Source organism: Pseudomonas fluorescens (genome assembly GCF_000967965.1).
Taxonomy (GTDB): Bacteria; Pseudomonadota; Gammaproteobacteria; order Pseudomonadales; family Pseudomonadaceae; genus Aquipseudomonas; species Aquipseudomonas grandcourensis.
Window position 1 is genome coordinate 83,289 of the sequence record NZ_LACC01000022.1, and the last position, 16,548, is coordinate 99,836.

The 16,548-nt window shown below is 60.1% G+C and carries 13 protein-coding genes; 5 read left to right on the top strand and 8 right to left on the bottom strand.

Features of this window, described 5'->3' with window-relative positions; translation table 11 throughout:
• The first annotated feature begins 6 nt into the window (after positions 1–6).
• Genes VC35_RS17305 through VC35_RS17320 form a run of 4 tightly spaced genes read left to right on the top strand, consistent with a single transcriptional unit; the run spans position 7 to position 7,596 of the window.
• Entirely contained in the window at positions 7–603 is a 597-nt protein-coding gene (locus tag VC35_RS17305; RefSeq protein ID WP_185754809.1) for a DUF1175 domain-containing protein, read from the top strand.
• Positions 600–5,159: an alpha-2-macroglobulin family protein gene (locus tag VC35_RS17310; RefSeq protein ID WP_080925330.1), complete on the top strand. Its 4,560-nt coding sequence runs from the start codon at positions 600–602 to the stop codon at positions 5,157–5,159. Before VC35_RS17305 ends, VC35_RS17310 begins: the two co-directional genes overlap by 4 nt.
• Complete coding sequence (locus tag VC35_RS17315; RefSeq protein WP_404942361.1) at positions 5,137–6,780, top strand: DUF2300 domain-containing protein; 1,644 nt, start codon at positions 5,137–5,139, stop codon at positions 6,778–6,780. The genes VC35_RS17310 and VC35_RS17315 overlap by 23 nt, the downstream gene beginning before the upstream one ends.
• Before the next feature lie 3 nt (positions 6,781–6,783).
• Entirely contained in the window at positions 6,784–7,596 is an 813-nt protein-coding gene (locus VC35_RS17320) for a YfaP family protein (RefSeq protein ID WP_046041656.1), read from the top strand.
• Here the strand turns inward: VC35_RS17320 and VC35_RS17325 are convergent.
• Positions 7,583–8,758, bottom strand: coding sequence for a GGDEF domain-containing protein (locus VC35_RS17325; protein WP_046041657.1), 1,176 nt, complete (start codon positions 8,756–8,758; stop codon positions 7,583–7,585). The genes VC35_RS17320 and VC35_RS17325 overlap by 14 nt on opposite strands.
• A 238-nt stretch (positions 8,759–8,996) precedes the next feature.
• On the opposite strand from VC35_RS17325, the gene VC35_RS17330 reads away from it, so the two are divergent.
• On the top strand, positions 8,997–10,010 hold the full coding sequence (locus VC35_RS17330) for a PDDEXK nuclease domain-containing protein (RefSeq protein ID WP_046041658.1): 1,014 nt from the start codon (positions 8,997–8,999) through the stop codon (positions 10,008–10,010).
• A 305-nt stretch (positions 10,011–10,315) separates the two neighbouring features.
• Here the strand turns inward: VC35_RS17330 and VC35_RS17335 are convergent, their stop codons facing one another.
• The 7 genes from VC35_RS17335 to VC35_RS17365 form a co-directional block, all read right to left on the bottom strand.
• On the bottom strand, positions 10,316–11,062 hold the full coding sequence (locus tag VC35_RS17335; RefSeq protein WP_046041659.1) for a S24 family peptidase: 747 nt from the start codon (positions 11,060–11,062) through the stop codon (positions 10,316–10,318).
• Positions 11,063–11,291: 229 nt separating this feature from the next.
• On the bottom strand, positions 11,292–11,819 hold the full coding sequence (ppa, locus tag VC35_RS17340) for an inorganic diphosphatase (protein ID WP_007894323.1): 528 nt from the start codon (positions 11,817–11,819) through the stop codon (positions 11,292–11,294).
• 113 nt (positions 11,820–11,932) lie between these two features.
• On the bottom strand, positions 11,933–12,745 hold the full coding sequence (locus VC35_RS17345) for a M90 family metallopeptidase (protein WP_046041660.1): 813 nt from the start codon (positions 12,743–12,745) through the stop codon (positions 11,933–11,935).
• 4 nt (positions 12,746–12,749) lie between these two features.
• Positions 12,750–13,406, bottom strand: a complete 657-nt coding sequence (locus VC35_RS17350) for a DedA family protein (protein ID WP_046041661.1) — start codon at positions 13,404–13,406, stop codon at positions 12,750–12,752.
• A gap of 270 nt (positions 13,407–13,676) precedes the next feature.
• Positions 13,677–14,138 (bottom strand): GNAT family N-acetyltransferase, encoded by a 462-nt coding sequence (locus tag VC35_RS17355; protein WP_046041662.1) that lies wholly within the window; start codon positions 14,136–14,138, stop codon positions 13,677–13,679.
• Positions 14,139–14,252: 114 nt separating this feature from the next.
• Positions 14,253–15,077: an ethanolamine ammonia-lyase subunit EutC gene (gene eutC, locus VC35_RS17360; protein ID WP_046041663.1), complete on the bottom strand. Its 825-nt coding sequence runs from the start codon at positions 15,075–15,077 to the stop codon at positions 14,253–14,255.
• A gap of 8 nt (positions 15,078–15,085) precedes the next feature.
• Complete coding sequence (locus VC35_RS17365; protein WP_046041664.1) at positions 15,086–16,480, bottom strand: ethanolamine ammonia-lyase subunit EutB; 1,395 nt, start codon at positions 16,478–16,480, stop codon at positions 15,086–15,088.
• Positions 16,481–16,548: the final 68 nt, after the last annotated feature.

A 16,548-nucleotide genomic window follows, 5' to 3' on the forward strand; every position in this document is an offset into this window, starting at 1 on the left:
TTGTTGATGAGCGCGGGTGCCCGGGCTATCGAGGCACCATCGCTCGACCCTCAGCAGTCCCAGGTCTTCCGTGCCTGGTTCGTGCGCATCGCCCAGGAGCAACTGAGCCAGGGGCCGAGCCCCCGTTGGTATCAGCAAGACTGCGCCGGGCTGGTGCGCTTCGCCGCCAATGAAGCGCTGAAAGTCCATGACGACAAATGGCTGCGCAGCAATGGCCTGTCCAATCGTTACCTGCCGCCGGAGCTGCAACTGAGCGACGCCCAGCGCGGTCTTGCCCAGCAATGGCAGCAGGGCGGCGGCAAGGTCGGGCCATACGTCAATGCAATCAAATTGATTCAGTTCAACAGCCATCTGGTCAGCCGCGATGTGTCTCAAGCACGCCCTGGCGACCTGATGTTTTTCGATCAGGGCGACGACCAGCACCTGATGATCTGGATGGGCCGTTACATCGCCTATCACACCGGCACCAGCACACCCACCGACAACGGCATGCGTTCGGCAAGCCTGCAGCAACTCATGACATGGAAGGACACCCGATGGATACCCGACGCAGCCAACCCCAACTTCATCGGCGTCTATCGACTGAATTTTGTTTCCCAATGACCGGTGCCCGCATGCTGCGTTTTCTGTCTCTGATGTTGGTATTGGTGCTGCCGTTCTCGGCGGTTGATGCCGACGACTCGGTCCCGTCCAGCGGCTATGCGCCGGTGGCCGGCGAGAGTTTTTTCCTGCTGGCCGACAGCAGTTTTGCCAGCGATGAACAGGCGATGGTGCGTCTCGAAGCGCCGGGCCGCGACTATCGCCGGTTTCGCATGGAGCCCTACGGCGGCGCCGACATTCGGGTGTATCGCATCGACAGACCGCTGGATTTTCTCAAGCGCCAGAAGAACCTGCATCGAGTGGTCAGCGATGGCCAGTTCAAGGGTGAAGGTCTGTCGAACACCCTCGCTTACCTGTGGGATAACTGGTATCGCAAATCCCGTCGGGTGATGCAGCGGGCGTTTTCCTACGAGTCGCGTAAACAAGTCACCGAGGAAGTGCCGGAACTGAAGATGGGCAATGCGATGGCCGCGCCAACGCCCTACGATGCGCAGCCGCAATTCGCGCTGATACCGGGTTTGCCGGTGGTCAGCCAGTTCCGTTATCCGTTGTGGCAGGCCAAGCCGATCCAGCCACCTGCGGGGGTGAACCTGGCCGGTTCTTCCAGCGAGTTCGTCAGCGTCGCGCCGGGCAACGTGTACATCCCGTTGGGCAATCTCAAACCAGGTCTTTATCTGGTGGAAGCGCTGATCGGCAAGTACCGCGCGACCACTATGGTGTTCGTCTCCAACACCGTGGCGGTGAGCAAGATCGCCGGCGACGAATTGCTGGTGTGGGCCGCGCGCAAACACGAAGGCAGCTCGGTGCCGAAGGTCAATGTGCTGTGGACTGACGGCCTCGGTGTGATGAGCAGCGGCGCCACGGATGCCGATGGTTTGCTACGCCTGAAACACGTCAGCCCCGAGCGTTCGTTCGTGATCGGCGAGGACGAAGAGGGCGGGGTGTTCGTCTCCGAGAACTTCTACTACGACAGCGAAATCTACGACACCAAACTCTATGCCTTCACCGACCGGCCGCTGTATCGGCCGGGGGATTGGGTGTCGCTGAAAATCGTCGGCCGTGAATTCAAGAACGCGCGGGACTCGGTGCAGCCAAGCGCGGCCGACGTCAATGTGACCGTGCTGGATGCGACCGGCACGGCGCTGCAATCCCTCGATCTGAAGCTCGATTCCAAGGCTGGCACCCAGGGCCGATTCCAGTTGCCGGACAACGCCGTGGCCGGTGGATATGAACTGCGTTTCAACTACAAGGATCAGGCCTACAGCAGCGCCTTTCGCGTCGCTGAATACATCAAGCCGCACTTCGAGATATCGCTCAATCTGGCCAAGCAGGATTACCGTACTGGCGAGCCGGTCAAGGGCAACCTGGTGCTGCTGTACCCGGACGGCAAACCGGTGGCCAATGCGAAATTGAGCCTGAGCCTGCGCGCCCAACAGCTGTCGATGGTCGACAACGAACTGCAATACCTCGGGCAGTTTCCGGTGGAGCTGACAAGCACCGAATTGACCACCGACGCCAAGGGCAATGCGTCCCTCGACCTGCCGGCAGCCGACAAACCGAGTCGCTACATGCTCACGGTGTTTGCCAGCGACGGTGCGGCGTATCGGGTCAAGACCACCAAGGAAATCCTGATCGACCGTGGCGCGGCGAATTTCCGCTTGAGCGCGCCTCGGCGTTTCAGCGCGGTGGGTGACAAGGTTGCGTTCAGCTACACCCGCGAAGGCGAGCAGGCCGATGCCGTTACGCCAGGCAGCTACGGCTGGGTACGACTGGAAGACCAGAGCACCGGCGAAGGAAAACTCGCGGCAACCGACAAGGGTTTCACCCTGGCCTTTGACCGGCCGGGCACCTACAACCTGACGCTCAAGGATGATCATGGCCGGGTGGTCGGCGCCACCGGCCATTCGGTTACCGGCGAAGGTGTCAAAGCCGTACCCGGCACCGTGGAAATCGTCCTCGACAAGCCCGAGTACATCGCAGGCGATGAAGCGCTGGCACTGATCACTTTCCCCGAGCCAGTGAGCGATGCGCTGCTGTCTCTGGAACGCGACAAGGTCGAAGCGACCGCGTTGCTGTCCAAGGGCGGCGACTGGCTGAAGATGGAAAAACTCAGCGATACCCAATACCGCGCACGCATCCCGGTGAAGGACGGTTTCGCGCCGAACCTGACCTTCTCGGTGCTGTACACCAAGGGCGGCCAGTACAGTTTCCAGAACGCCGGCATCAAGGTGGTCACGCCTCAGATCGACGTGGCCATCACCACGGATAAGGAAACCTATCAGCCGGGTGAAATCGTCTCGGTGGACCTGACCACCCAGTTCGCCGGCAAAGCGATTCCCGCGCACCTGACGGTCAGCGTGGTCGATGAAATGGTCTACGCCCTGCAACCTGAAGTCGCGCCGAGCATCGACCAGTTCTTCTATCACCCACGCCGCAACAACGTGCGTACCAGCGCCAGTTTGTCGTTCATCAGTTATGACGTCGCCTTGCCGGGCAGCCCCGGTGCACCGGGCAAAGCCAATCGCAGTGAGCGGGGCGTGAAGGTGTTGGAGCGACCCCGTCGTGAGGATGTCGACACCGCTGCGTGGCAACCTGAATTGCTGACCGATGCCAACGGCAAAACCCGCTTCACCTTCAAGATGCCCGACTCCCTGACCCGCTGGCGCATCACTGCCAGGGCCATTGCCGATGGCGGTCAGGTCGGGCAGAAGAAGCAATTCGTGCGCTCGGAAAAACCGCTGTACCTGAAGTGGAGCGGCCCGACTCGATTCCGCGCTGGCGACAAACCGGAGCTCGGTGTGTTTGCTTTCAGCCAGGCCGAGAAACCGGTCAAGGCCGAACTGGTCACCCATTTCGCCGGCAATGAACAGCGCGTGCCTGTGACCCTGAACAGCGGCATCAACTACATCCCGTTGCCGACCTTTGAACTGGCCAATGGCGAGTGGAGCGCCGAACTGGTGCAGGATGGCAAAACCGCTGATGCCCTGGCGGTACACTTGAGCGCGACCGGTGAAGGTTGGCAGGTGACTCAAACCCAGAGCCTTGATGCGGGTGAGGGCGATACGCCGTTGACGTTGCCGGCAGACGCCAGTGATATCCGCCTGCGTCTGGACGACAGCCCGCAAGCGTTGTTCCGTTCTGCACTCGACGATCTGCTGAGCTACCCCTACGGTGGCGTCGAGCAGACCGCCAGCCGCCTGTTGCCGTTGAGCATTGCCTACCCGACGCTGGCGGCGAATGCGCAGATCCGCGATCGCCTGCGCCTGATCATGCAAACCAGTCGCTTGCGCCTGGTACAAATGGCCGGCCCTTCGGCGAGCTTCACCTGGTGGGGCATGGACGGCGAGCCGGATGCCTTCCTCACCGCCTACGCCTATTACGCCGACTGGCACGCCAGCCAGGTGCTGGAACTGAGCCTGCCGCCGGAGCATTGGCAGCGGGTGCTGGAGGTCTACGCCAAGCAGGCGAAGAACACGCCGCTGTTGCAGCGGGCGCTGATCCTGTCGTTCGCCAAACAAATGCAGTTGCCGGTCAATACCTTGCTCAGTGGCTTGATGGATGACCTGGCGAAAGCGGGCGAGGGCACTGCCGCGAACCTGATGGAAGACGGCGAAGACAGCCTCGTCATGAGCGATCCGGATTCAGCCTTGGGGCTGGCGGGCGCACGAGTGCTGACGGCATCGCTGGCCAGGCAGGCGAAGGTCGCATTGCCGGATGCGTTCAACCGTCAACTGGCCGACGCACAGCAACGTCTGGCGGTCAGTTCCCAGCCGTTTGCCGAAGCGCTGAACCTGTCGCTGCAACCCTTCGATCAGTCTCACGCCCAGGCCTTGCTGCAACGCCTGTTGCCGCAGCAATCGACCCTGGAACGTGCATTGGCACTCACCTGGCTGCAACGCAGCATCGAGCAGGCATCGCCCACCATTGCATTGGCGCCTGGTGACGGCTGGAAGAAGCAGTACGGGGTTTCTGGTGAGATGTATTGGACGTGGCAGGGGCCTGCGCCAGTGCCGACGGTATTGACGCTGACTGGCGCGCAAGAGCGTCCGCTGCGCGCTGCATTGAGCTACCGCAGCCAACAGCCGGCGGTCGATCCGATGGCCGTGACCATCACCCGTCGCCTGTCGCGACTGGTGCCGGGGGATGAAGCCTTCACCTTCAAACTCGAAGCGGTCGGCAACGCGTCGTTGTCCAGCGACAACCTCTATCTCGATGAAGTGATCGTCACCAGCAAAGCCGCCAGGCCGTTGCGCTATGGCCTGCTGGAGGTGCCGCTGCCACCGGGTGCCGATGTCGAACGCACGACCTGGGGCATCAAGCTCATGGGCAAGGCTGGCACCGAACCGACATCGCTGGAGAAGGCGCGATTCGAACCGGGGCAAATGGCTTATGCCGTTCCGGTCGATGCCTTGAGTGGCGAATTGCGCCTGCGGCACTTGGTGCGTTTCTCGCAGAAGGGGCAGTTCAACTTGCCGCCGGTGCGTTTCACTCAAGTTTATGCGCCGCAGCATCAGGCGCTTGAACAAAAAGCCGCCCTTGGCCAGGTCACGGTTCACTGACGTGCACAGGCTGCTGATAGGTTGGTTGCTGTGTTTGATCCCTGTGCTGGCAACGGCGCAGGACGAACCTTTGCGCCTGGCCTTCAAGGGCGATTTGTTGTCGCTGAGCCGAACGCAGGTGATCACCCGCGAGCCATTGCCGCCGACCTTGCAGACGCCACTGGGCAGTGTGTGGAAGTTGTTCGTCTACGCCTGGCTGGTGGACACCGGCGCGCGCGAGCCGGCTTACGAATGCCGCGGGCAGTCGAAAGAAGAGGTTTATTGCTGCACGGCGGGCGGCAGGATCGAGCGTGATCAGGCGTTGGTGAAGTCATGCGGTCTGTATTTCGAACCCGCGCGGCTGGGCATTCGTGATGCCGACTGGCGAGCCTATTGGCAGGCGCGGCAGGCGCCGCAATGGTTGCTGGATTTGCCTTCGTTGCAACCAGCTACCCGGGTTTCGGTGGCGGAACTGTTGAAGGTGTTGGCCGTGCTGCCGGCGCAGGATCAAGCCCGGCGAGTTTTGCTCGATGTGCTGCTCAATGCCGCTGATGGTCATGTCGTCGGCGAACTCGGCAGCCGCCTGCGGGTGAAGACCTGGAGCTGGCTGGCGGATCAGGATGCAACATCGCGTCAGGGCGGGTTTGCCGGTTGGACGGCGGACGGTACCCCGGTCTGGGCCGGTGGACGCGGTACCAGTCAACGGGTACTTCGAGATTACGCGCAGGCACTGTCTACGGTGATTCCTGTTGCATGGCCTACGGATGCAGGGCAGTGCGTAGAGGTCGACCTGTTCTCCCGCTACCCACTTCGGCGCGTGCTGTCAGGGAACGGTGTGGTGTCCTCCGGGGCGTTGCAGGGTGATTACCGCGTCGAATTCGCCAACGGCAATGGGCTGGATATCCACAGCGACGGCGAACTGTTTCTGCTGAACCACAAGCTCGTGGCTCGTCTGGATCGCGAAGAGTACGTCGCCCGCGTTCTCCAGCGCGAAGCCAGTGCCGAACCGGTCGAGGCCGCCAAAGCCCTGACCGTGGCCATTCGCACATACTTGCTGCAAAACGCCACGCGCAGCGGTGACTGCCTGAGCATCGACGATAGCAGCAGCCGTCAGCGGGTCGCACCGAGTCCGGCGTCGTCCGAGTCTCGCGATATCGCGGCGTGGACCAGCGACCTGGTGCTGGCCGGCAGCACCGTCACCTACCATTCCGATCAACCCGGACCGGACAAATTGTCCTGGCAGCAAGCCGTCGAACAGGCCCGTGCCGGCCAGCGCTACGACGCCATCCTGCTGCACGCCTACCCACGCGCCAGTCTCAGTCGCTGGGACAACCCGGTCGCGTCCTGCGAAGCGTTGCCCGCCGCACAAGAATGGCTGCAGAAACAACGGCGCGGCTGGCGCCAGAAACTTGAAAGCGAAACCGGCTACAGCGAAGTCAGCACCTTCGCCGTATGCCGCCTGGCCTTCGGCCGCCCCTATGTCGACCGCGAACGTCTGCGCATCTACGTGCGTGGCGCGCAGACACTGCAAGACCGCCTCGACCTGACCCATGAATACCTGCACCTGGCCTTCGAAGCACATCCCAATGGCCAGGATGAAACCTACATCGAAGGGCTCGCCCGCCACCTCTTGCTGGAATAGTCCATGAAGCTCCGTTATCCACAGGTCTTGCTGTTGCTCTGTTCGCTGGTGGCGTTGCCATCGGTGATGGCGGCTGACAGCGTCAAACTCGACACCCCCGCAGGTGGCTGGCGCACCGGCGCGCCTGAGGGCGAAGGGGAAAACTTCCGACAGACCGTCAACTACCCGGCCTCGTCGGTGAATACCCCGGCAGGGCAGGCCAACACCGCTCGCATCAGCGGGCAGATCAAGGCCACAGCCAAATCCACAGACCCCGGCCGGCTGATCGTCAACGGGGTGAGCATGCCGCTGAAAATCGACCCGGCCGGCCGCTTCGATCGCCCGTTCTCATTCCCCAACGGCAGCAACAGCGTCGAGGTTCGCAGCCCTGATGGCCAACAACGTCAGCGCACGCAATTTCTCAACAGCAGCGGCGGTGCGACTCCGGCCAAATTGCGCGTTTTGTTGTCCTGGGACAGCGACAGCACCGACCTCGACCTGCACCTGATCACCCCCGACGGAGCGCACATCTGGTACGGCGACCGGGTCGCCCCCAACGGCGCCGCGCTCGACGTCGACGTCACCACCGGCTACGGCCCGGAAATCTTCGCCATGCCCGCGCCGATCAAAGGGCAATATCTGGTCTACGTGAACTACTTTGGCGGCGGCTACAGCAGTGATGAAGAGGGGCAGGAAGACGCGGTCCAACCGCTGACCACGGCGCAGGTGACGGTGATTACCGAGGAAGGCACGCCGAGCGAGAAGATGGAAACGTTCCTGGTGCCGATGCGCGCGGTGGGGGAGCTGACGTTGGTGAAGTCGTTCAGCTATCCGTGAGGTTGAGGTACAACTTGCGCAGGGTTTGCACACGATTGCGCCCGTGATCCTTGGCGCCATACAGGGCTTCATCCGCCTGTGAAAGCAGGCTCGAAAGCTCGTAGCCCGACTCGCCGGTGGTGACGACGCCGATACTGACACTGAGTATCCCCGGCTCCAGCAGCGACAGCCGGGAAAACGCCTGACGGATGCGTTCAGCCACCTGAACCGCCTCCTGCTCATCCGCCCCTTTGAGCAGGCAGGCAAACTCTTCTCCCCCGATACGACCGAACACATCGTGATTGAGCAGGTTGCCTGTCAGAATCCGGCTGAACGCGATCAGTGCCTGATCCCCCATCGGATGGCCAAAGCTATCGTTCAGGCGCTTGAAGTGATCCAGGTCGCACAGCAGCAACGCAACGGGTTCTGCCCGGCGCTTGCAGTTGGTCAGCAATTGTTCACCGTGCGACATGAAGGCGCGACGGTTGCCGATCCCTGTCAGCGGATCACAGAACGCGGCAGCTTTGAACTTCAGCTCCGCGCGCTCCTTGACCATGGCCAGCGTCACATAAGCGATCCCGATGACATACAGCATGGATTCGAACAGCATGAAGGAGAAAAAACGTACGCCATCGCCGATGCCTGACAGCGCTTGATCCAGAGGCAGGCTCTTATCGATCACGCTGCGAACGATATAGAAAGCCGTGTGCAGCAGCGTCAGAACCAGCGCCGGCATGTACGCGACTTCAAGCTTTTTCCGGCTGCGCCAGAACTCCGATGCCGTCAGCACGCCATAACCGGCCGTCAGCAGTGAATACACCACGACTCGCACGGGCATGGCGTCATAGAACGCCGGGATAAGGCACAGGATCAGCCAGATGCCGGCGCCCGCGAAAACTCCCGGCAGCGAAGGCGCGCGCCCGACAAATACGCGCATGGCGGTCCAGTTCATCGCTGCGCTCAGCAACAGAGCCATGTTGCCGAAAATCAGCGGGATAACATCGACCCCACGACCCCGCCAACTGACCAGCACCACGCCAAGGGCAGCCAGCAGCATCATTGCACCCAGATAAGCCAGAGGCCGCTCACGGGTTTCACGCCACCAGGCATGACAGGTCAACAAACCCATCAGAATGAAAACGAAGACCGAGACTACCAGCAGGGTCGGGATGTGCAGATCCATTGCGAAGGTTCCCGTTGAGCTTGAAAGCGAAGTCCGACCGGCAGAGCTTCTCCGGGGTAAGGGTAGCGGTCTTTGGACTGGGTGGATTTAGCATCGGCCATTTTGGCTTGGCAAGTGTTCTCTGGGTGGGATGGAGGCTTATTAGCGTTGTTTCATGCAGAAATACATTGTGAATGTTTCTGCGTCGGTATCAGGAGTAATTGAAAGGGCCCTCCAACCGACATGGAAATGCCCTGACGTGAATGATCTTCGTAGCGATACCTCTCTCGATTCTGCTTTCAACGAAATCACCCAACTGATTGTGACCGCGCGACAACGCGCCATGCAGGCGGTCAACACCGAACTGATTGAGTTGCACTGGCAGGTGGGGGCCTACATCAGTCGCAAAATTGAAGCGGCGGAGTGGGGTGATGGGGTGGTGGCACAACTGGCTCAGCACCTGGCCTATACGCAGGCTGGATTGCGGGGGTTCACCCGTGCGAATCTTTTTCGCATGCGCAAGTTTTACGAGGCTTATAGGCATGACGCAAAAGTCGCAGCACTGCTGCGACAATTGCCCTGGACCCAGAATCTGATCATCCTCAATCAGAGCAAACGCCCGGAAGAGCGTGAGTTTTACCTGCGCATGGCAATCCAGGAAAAGTGGTCGAGCCGCGAACTGGAGCGTCAGTTCAAGGCGGCTCTGTTTGAGCGTTCAGTGGTCAGCCCGGCAAAAGTCTCAGCACCGCTGCGACAAATTCATCCCCAGGCCCTGGACGTGTTCAAGGATGCCTACGTGGTCGAGTTTCTGGCTCTGGAGCGTGGTCATGCAGAGACAGACTTGCATGGAGGCCTGCTGCACAAGCTCAGGGATTTTCTGATCGAACTGGGCAGGGACTTCTGCTTTGTGGGTTCGCAATATCCGTTGCAGGTAGGTGGACGGGACTTTGCGCTGGATCTGTTGTTTTTCCACCGTGGGCTGAACTGCCTGGTGGCGATCGAACTCAAGGTCGGGCGCTTTGAGCCGGAATACTTGGGGAAGATGGATTTTTATCTTGAAGCGTTGGACCGTAATGTCCGCAAGCCACACGAAAACCCGGCGCTCGGTGTATTGCTGTGCGCGAGCAAAGAGGACGAAATCGTCGAATACGCCCTGAACCGCTCACTGTCGCCTGCCTTGATCGCGGAGTACCACACCCAATTGCCAGACAAGAAACTGTTGCAAGCCAAGCTGCAGGAGTTTTATGCACTGAATACTGAAGGGGTTGAGTGAGTTTTGTTGTGAATCACTTTCGTTCAGGCATTAAAAAGCCGGCTTGTGGCCGGCTTCTCGGGGACTGGCTTGGATCATTTTTGGTAAACCGCGCCAGCCTTCAAAACGTACACCCGGATCTTGCGTCCGGCTGTGGGACCTGGTGAGAAAGTCATCTGTCAGGCCAGAGCATCTGAGCCGCAGGGCGGATCGATGCGCAAATGTGGGGCGCAGCATACGCAGGTTTGATGGAAATTCCCAGCGGGAAGTGCCGGGCAGAGCCGTTTGGCCACCCGGGTGGGCGGCCGATGGGCGTTCTGGAGTGCTTAAAGAAACGGCACCGTCGGCCGTCGTTTGTTCAGGGTCGACCACCAGAATACCCAGCCCAGTACCCTGATGTTCTGCTCTTCGATTTGTGCGGTCCTGAATATTTCATCCGGGTATTCGGCGCGGTTGTGGCTGCGCAGTCGCAGGGAGTTGCCCGGTAGTCGGTGCAGGTACTTGATGCGCAGCATGCCGTCATGTTCGATGGCGTAGATCTCGCCATCGACAATCTGGGTCAGGCCACGGTCAATCGCCAGGGTTGAACCGTCTTCGATTTTCTCACCCATGCTGTTGCCGCTCATCAGGGCGCAGATGGCGTCGGCGTGGTTGATTTCCAGGGAGTCGAGGTGGCTGCGGGGCAGACGGATGGATTTCTCGGAGTCTTCTATGACGTGGGTTTTGTTGGAGCCCGGGGCGGTGACAGCTTCCTTGAGGAATGGCAGTTCGACGTCGACAGGCTCGATGACCGTGTAGACACCACGGATGGTCTGGGCATCGAAGGTGTTGCCGGTTTCGTCGAGCAGGCGCAGATGTTGGGCATCTTTCGAGCCTTCACCGGTTTTCAGCCAGTCGCTGCTGACGGAGAGTTTTCGAGCGACTTCCTCCATGCAATGGGCAGGCACACCGCGGGTGTACCAGTTATGTACATTTTGCGGAGCCGTATCCAGGAATTCGGCAAATCCGGTGGTCGTGATGTTCGCTGCTTCGAGGAGCGCTTTGAAGCGTGGGCCGCTAGTGTTCTTTTTCATGAACGCGAGTCTACTGGCGGCTAACAAGGGTTTGAATAAACGCCTCGTTCAAATTTCGCGGGAAATTTACGACTGGATGTAAGACGCTCTTGGGGAATTTTAAACAAGCAAAAACCATTGGAGGGTCTATTTAAACGGGGTGTTTGGCGTGCTTATCAAGCGCCCACAAAAAACCCCGGATTACCCGGGGTTTTTCTTGCCGCTTACAGCTAAAAGCCAGCAGCCGAGCTTAGCCTTTGTAGGCAGCAACCGACTTGGTGATCGCGTCGCGGGCGGCGTCTGCGCCGGCCCAGCCTTCGATCTTCACCCATTTGCCTTTTTCGAGATCTTTGTAGTTCGCGAAGAAGTGCTCGATCTGCTGGATCAGCAGCGCTGGCAGGTCGGTGTATTCCTTCACATCGACGTACAGCTGGGACAGCTTGTCGTGTGGGACTGCGATGACTTTGGCATCACCGCCGCCGTCGTCGGTCATGTTCAGGATGCCGACCGGACGGGCGCGGATCACTGAACCTGGAGCAACCGGGTAAGGGGTTACGACCAGCACGTCGAGGGGATCACCGTCGTCAGCCAGGGTGTTCGGGATGTAACCGTAGTTGGCCGGGTAGAACATTGGGGTGGCCATGAAACGGTCAACGAACAGGCAATCGCTGTCTTTGTCGATTTCGTATTTGATCGGCGCGTGGTTGGCCGGAATCTCGATCGCGACGTAGATGTCGTTCGGCAGGTCTTTGCCAGCCGGAATCTTGCTGTAGCTCATTGGGCGTTGCCCCCGTTAGTTGACCAAAAACACTTGGCCGGATTGACCAAAAAGTGGCGGCGATTATAGGCATATTCCCGTGTCGACGCCATGGACCAGAAGTCGTATGGCGCTCACTGGTGTGCCTGATAGACAGGGTCATGCGCCTGAAGTTGCTTCAACCTCGCCAACGGGTCCTGGCGATAGAACAGCTTCAACTGCTGGTACACCTGTGGATAAGCCTCGTGGAGCAAATCCGGGGCGCTGAAGAAGTATTCGCTGGTGACGGCGAAGAACTCGGCAGGGTTCTCGGCGGCATACGGGTCGATGGCTGTTTCGGCATCGGGATTGCGTTCCAGTTGCCGGTCGAGGTCGTCGTAGGCCTCTTGCATGACGCTGGCCCAGTCGCTGACGCGCATGTCGGGATGCAGTGGCGGCAGGCCGTTGGCGACGCCGTTGAGCATGTCGAGCTTGTGTGCCAGTTCGTGGATCACCAGGTTGTAGCCTTCCCAGCCACCACTGGCCATTACGCCGGGCCAGGCGAGGATGATCGGGCCTTGCTGCCAGGCTTCACCGCTGTGCTCACCGTCCCATTCGTGCTCGACGCCGCTGGCATCGCGATGGCGCTGGGGGCTGAGGAAGTCGTCGGGGTAGAGGATGATTTCGTGGAAGCCCTGATACCAGTTCAGGTCGCCGAGGTGCAGCAGCGGCAATTGCGCCTGGGCCGCAAGCAGCAAGCGTTGTTCCTGATGCAGTTCGACACCGGGCAGGGCGCTCAAGTGCTTGTCTTCGAGGAACAGCACGCAGGCTTCGCGCAGCCATTGGTCTTCGGCGGCGCTGATGCCATCGAGAAAGCTCAGGTGATGGCGCACCCGTTGCCACATGTCATCGGCAATCGGGTGCTTCGCCAGAGTGCGCCGGCGACGCCAGGCGCTCAGGGACCACATCGTGTCAGCGCGATTCGGCTTTGGAACTCGAGCCGGCGAGGCGGTTACGCACCATGCCAATGATCATCGGCACCAGCGAGAGCAGGATGATGCCGACTACCAGCAGCGACAGGTTCTTCTTGATGAACGGTACGTTGCCGAAGAAGTAACCGAGCGTCACCAGCCCGCCGACCCACAGAACGGTGCCAAAGACGCTGAAGGCGAAGAACCGCGGATAAGGCATTTTCCCAACACCGGCGACGAACGGTGCAAAGGTGCGGATGATCGGCAGGAAGCGCGCCAGGGTCACGGTTTTGCCGCCATGCTTGTCGTAGAAGTCGTGGGTTTGTTGCAGGTAGTCGCGACGGAAGATCTTCGAATTCGGATTGCTGAACAGTTTTTCACCCGCCGTTCGTCCGATGATGTAGTTGGTGCTGTCGCCCAGAATCGCCGCCAGCATCAGCAGGCCGCCGAGCAGTACCGGGTCCATGCCGCCACCGGCTGCCACGGCACCGGCGATGAACAGCAGGGAGTCGCCCGGCAGGAAGGGCATGACCACAAGGCCCGTTTCACAGAAGATCACCATAAACAGAATGGCGTAGATCCATGCCCCGTAGTTGGTTACAAGCATGTCGAGGTAGACGTCGAGATGCAGGACAATGTCGATCGGGTTGAAATCCATGGATAGCACCTGTGGTGACGGCCCGACTCAGCAGGCCTGTGCGGATGACTTCGCGTAAGACTACGGATAGGGGTAGTTTTTCTTACAAGCCGGGAATATCGGGATTATACGAGGCGAGAGGTGAAAATCGCGTCGAGATTGTAGCGGGGAATTTCATCGCAGGGCTGATGTTTGATAACGAACAGGTGGGAGCAAGCCTGCTCGCGATGCCGGCGCATCGTTGGGCCAGTCTAGTCCGGTCGATGCCATCGCGAGCAGGGTGCAGGTGATTCAGAGTTCGTCGCTGATCGGCAGCACGTAGTTCTTGAATTCGGTGTCTTCCTTGAATCCGATGGACTCGTAGGTTTTCTGCGCGACTTTGTTGTTGCTGCTGGTGGAAACACGCATGCGCACGGCATTGGTTTCCTTGGCCATTTTTTTTGCGGTGCGGATCAGGTTGTCGGCCACCAACTGGCGGCGGGCGTCCTCGGCGACATAAATATCGTTGAGGATCCACACACGTTTGAGCGAAAGCGAAGAGAAGCTCGGGTAAAGCTGACAGAAACCCATCAGTTTGTTGCTGTCGTCATCGGACAGGGCCAGGTAGATCACCGACTCCTTGCGACGCAGGCGTTTTTCGAGGAACGCCCGGGACGAGTCCGGATACGGCAGGGAACCATAAAACTCGCGATATTTGACGAACAACGGGGTCAGCAGGTCCAGGTGTTCGAGGGTCGCTTGAATAATCCGCATGGTAGGTCTCGTCTTCAAGTGGCTGTCTTACGTCTCTGACGGCGATGGGAAACCCTTGGCGGCCGCGCAACGATCCTGCCTGAAACTGGTACGAATGTGCAATGCGGAGGTGGTTCAGGCATTCGGGGGGCCGAGCAGGAAATTACCTTTCATGTCGCCTCCTGTGTCCGACTCCAGTGTCTGAACCTGCGCTTCGTCCTTCAGATTGACCCCTGACAACTGCCGCCGGCAGGCTTCACGCATCAAATACAGCAAACGGTGTGCCGCCATGCCGTAGCTCAGCCCTTCAAGCCGGACATTGGAGATGCAATTACGGTAGGCATCGGTAAGGCCGACCTTGGGATTGTAGGTGAAATATAAACCCAGGCTGTCCGGGGAGCTGAGGCCAGGGCGTTCGCCGATGAGAATCACGGTCATTTTTGCGCCAAGTAACTCACCGATCTCATCGGCGACGGCTACCCGGCCCTGTTCCACGAGTATGACTGGCGCAACAGTCCAGCTGTCGCCTGCCATTTGCTCTTCGAGGCGTGTCAAAAACGGCAGGGTATGGCGATGAACGGCCAATGCCGACAGGCCGTCGGCGACCACAATCACCAGATCCACGCCTCCCGGATGGGCCGTCGCGTAATCACGCAGGGTCTGCGCCGATGCATCACTGAGTTTTCGCCCCAGATCGGGGCGTTGCAGGTACGTGTTGCGATCCGTCGCAGCACTGTGCAGCAAAAGACACTCGCGATCACGTTCGGCCAATTGCGCGCCGAGGGAGGCATGGTCAAACGGCAAGTGCACCGCATCCCGCGCCTGAGCGTGGGCATATTGGAAGTCCAGTTGCGCGTGGGTGGGAATGCTGGTGCCGGTGCGGCCCAGAGCGATTCGCGCTGGCGTCAGGCGCCGCAGTTCCAACCAGGGGTTGTGTGGATCGAAGGGTAGTTTATCCATATCAATGCTCATCCCAGTTGCGCCAAGGCCTGCCGGAAGGCTGGCGGCAGGCTGTCGCCGAAGAGAACCCGGCCATCGGCTTGAGTGAAAATGCCCATTTTCGCCAGCCACTGTTCGAATTCCGGAGCGGGCTTCAACCCCAGGGTCTGTCGGGCGTAGAGCGCATCGTGGAACGAGGTGGTCTGGTAATTGAGCATGATGTCGTCGGAGCCGGGGATGCCCATGATGAAGTTGATCCCGGCGACGCCCAGGAGGGTCAGCAGGGTGTCCATGTCGTCCTGGTCGGCTTCGGCGTGGTTGGTGTAGCAGATGTCGCAACCCATGGGCACACCGAGCAATTTGCCGCAGAAGTGGTCTTCCAGGCCGGCGCGGATGATCTGTTTGCCGTTGTACAGGTATTCCGGGCCAATGAAGCCTACGACTGTGTTGACCAGGAACGGTTTGAAATGCCGCGCCACGGCATAGGCCCGGGTTTCGCAGGTTTGCTGATCGACGCCATGGTGGGCGTTGGCCGACAGGGCGCTGCCCTGGCCGGTTTCGAAGTACATCAGGTTCTGGCCCAGCGTGCCGCGATTGAGGCTCAATCCTGCGTCGTAACCTTCCTGCAATATATTGAGGTTGATGCCGAAACTGGCGTTGGCCGCTTCGGTGCCGGCGATCGACTGGAACACCAGGTCCAGCGGTACACCGCGATTTACCGCTTCGATCGACGTGGTGACATGGGTCAGCACGCAAGCCTGGGTCGGGATTTCGTAGCGCTGGATGATTGCGTCGAGCATCTCCAGCATGGCGCAGATCGAGGCGATGCTGTCGGTGGCCGGGTTGATGCCGATCATGGCATCGCCGTTGCCGTGCAGCAGGCCGTCGAGAATGCTCGCGGCGATGCCGGCCGGTTCGTCGGTGGGGTGATTCGGTTGCAAGCGCGTGGACAGGCGACCGCGCAGGCCCAGGGTGCCGCGAAACTGCGTGACCACGCGGATTTTCTGCGCCACCAGCACCAGATCCTGCACACGCATGATCTTCGACACGGCGGCGGCCATTTCCGGAGTCAGGCCGGGGGCGAGGGCGCGCAGGACCGGCTCGTCGGCGGCATCGCTGAGCAGCCAGTCGCGAAAGCCGCCGACGGTAAGGTGGCTGACGACCGCGAAGGCTTGTTTGTCGTGGGTGTCGATGATCAGTCGGGTGACTTCATCGGACTCATAGGGAATCAACACTTCCTGCAGGAAGTGGGATAGCGGGATGTCGGCCAAAGTCATCTGTGCCGCGACGCGCTCGCCGTCATTGAGGGCCGCGACACCGGCCAGAAAATCCCCGGAACGCGCCGGACTGGCCTTGGCCATCACATCCTTGAGGCTGTCGAAGCGATAGGTCTGGGCGCCGACGGAATGGGCATATACGGCCATGGGGCGGGGCCTCCTGATCAATTCAAAAATTCGATCCGCTTTTCTGTGGGGAATTGCATGCACTTCAA

Coding starts and splice junctions, on each gene's coding strand:
- VC35_RS17335 (WP_046041659.1), bottom strand. CDS start 11,062: ATGAAAAAGAACACTAGCGGCCCACGCTTCAAAGCGCTCCTCGAAGCA.
- VC35_RS17325 (WP_046041657.1), bottom strand. CDS start 8,758: ATGGATCTGCACATCCCGACCCTGCTGGTAGTCTCGGTCTTCGTTTTC.
- VC35_RS17320 (WP_046041656.1), top strand. CDS start 6,784: ATGAAGCTCCGTTATCCACAGGTCTTGCTGTTGCTCTGTTCGCTGGTG.
- VC35_RS17350 (WP_046041661.1), bottom strand. CDS start 13,406: ATGGATTTCAACCCGATCGACATTGTCCTGCATCTCGACGTCTACCTC.
- eutC (WP_046041663.1), bottom strand. CDS start 15,077: ATGGATAAACTACCCTTCGATCCACACAACCCCTGGTTGGAACTGCGG.
- VC35_RS17310 (WP_080925330.1), top strand. CDS start 600: ATGACCGGTGCCCGCATGCTGCGTTTTCTGTCTCTGATGTTGGTATTG.
- ppa (WP_007894323.1), bottom strand. CDS start 11,819: ATGAGCTACAGCAAGATTCCGGCTGGCAAAGACCTGCCGAACGACATC.
- VC35_RS17365 (WP_046041664.1), bottom strand. CDS start 16,480: ATGGCCGTATATGCCCATTCCGTCGGCGCCCAGACCTATCGCTTCGAC.
- VC35_RS17305 (WP_185754809.1), top strand. CDS start 7: ATGAGCGCGGGTGCCCGGGCTATCGAGGCACCATCGCTCGACCCTCAG.
- VC35_RS17345 (WP_046041660.1), bottom strand. CDS start 12,745: ATGTGGTCCCTGAGCGCCTGGCGTCGCCGGCGCACTCTGGCGAAGCAC.
- VC35_RS17355 (WP_046041662.1), bottom strand. CDS start 14,138: ATGCGGATTATTCAAGCGACCCTCGAACACCTGGACCTGCTGACCCCG.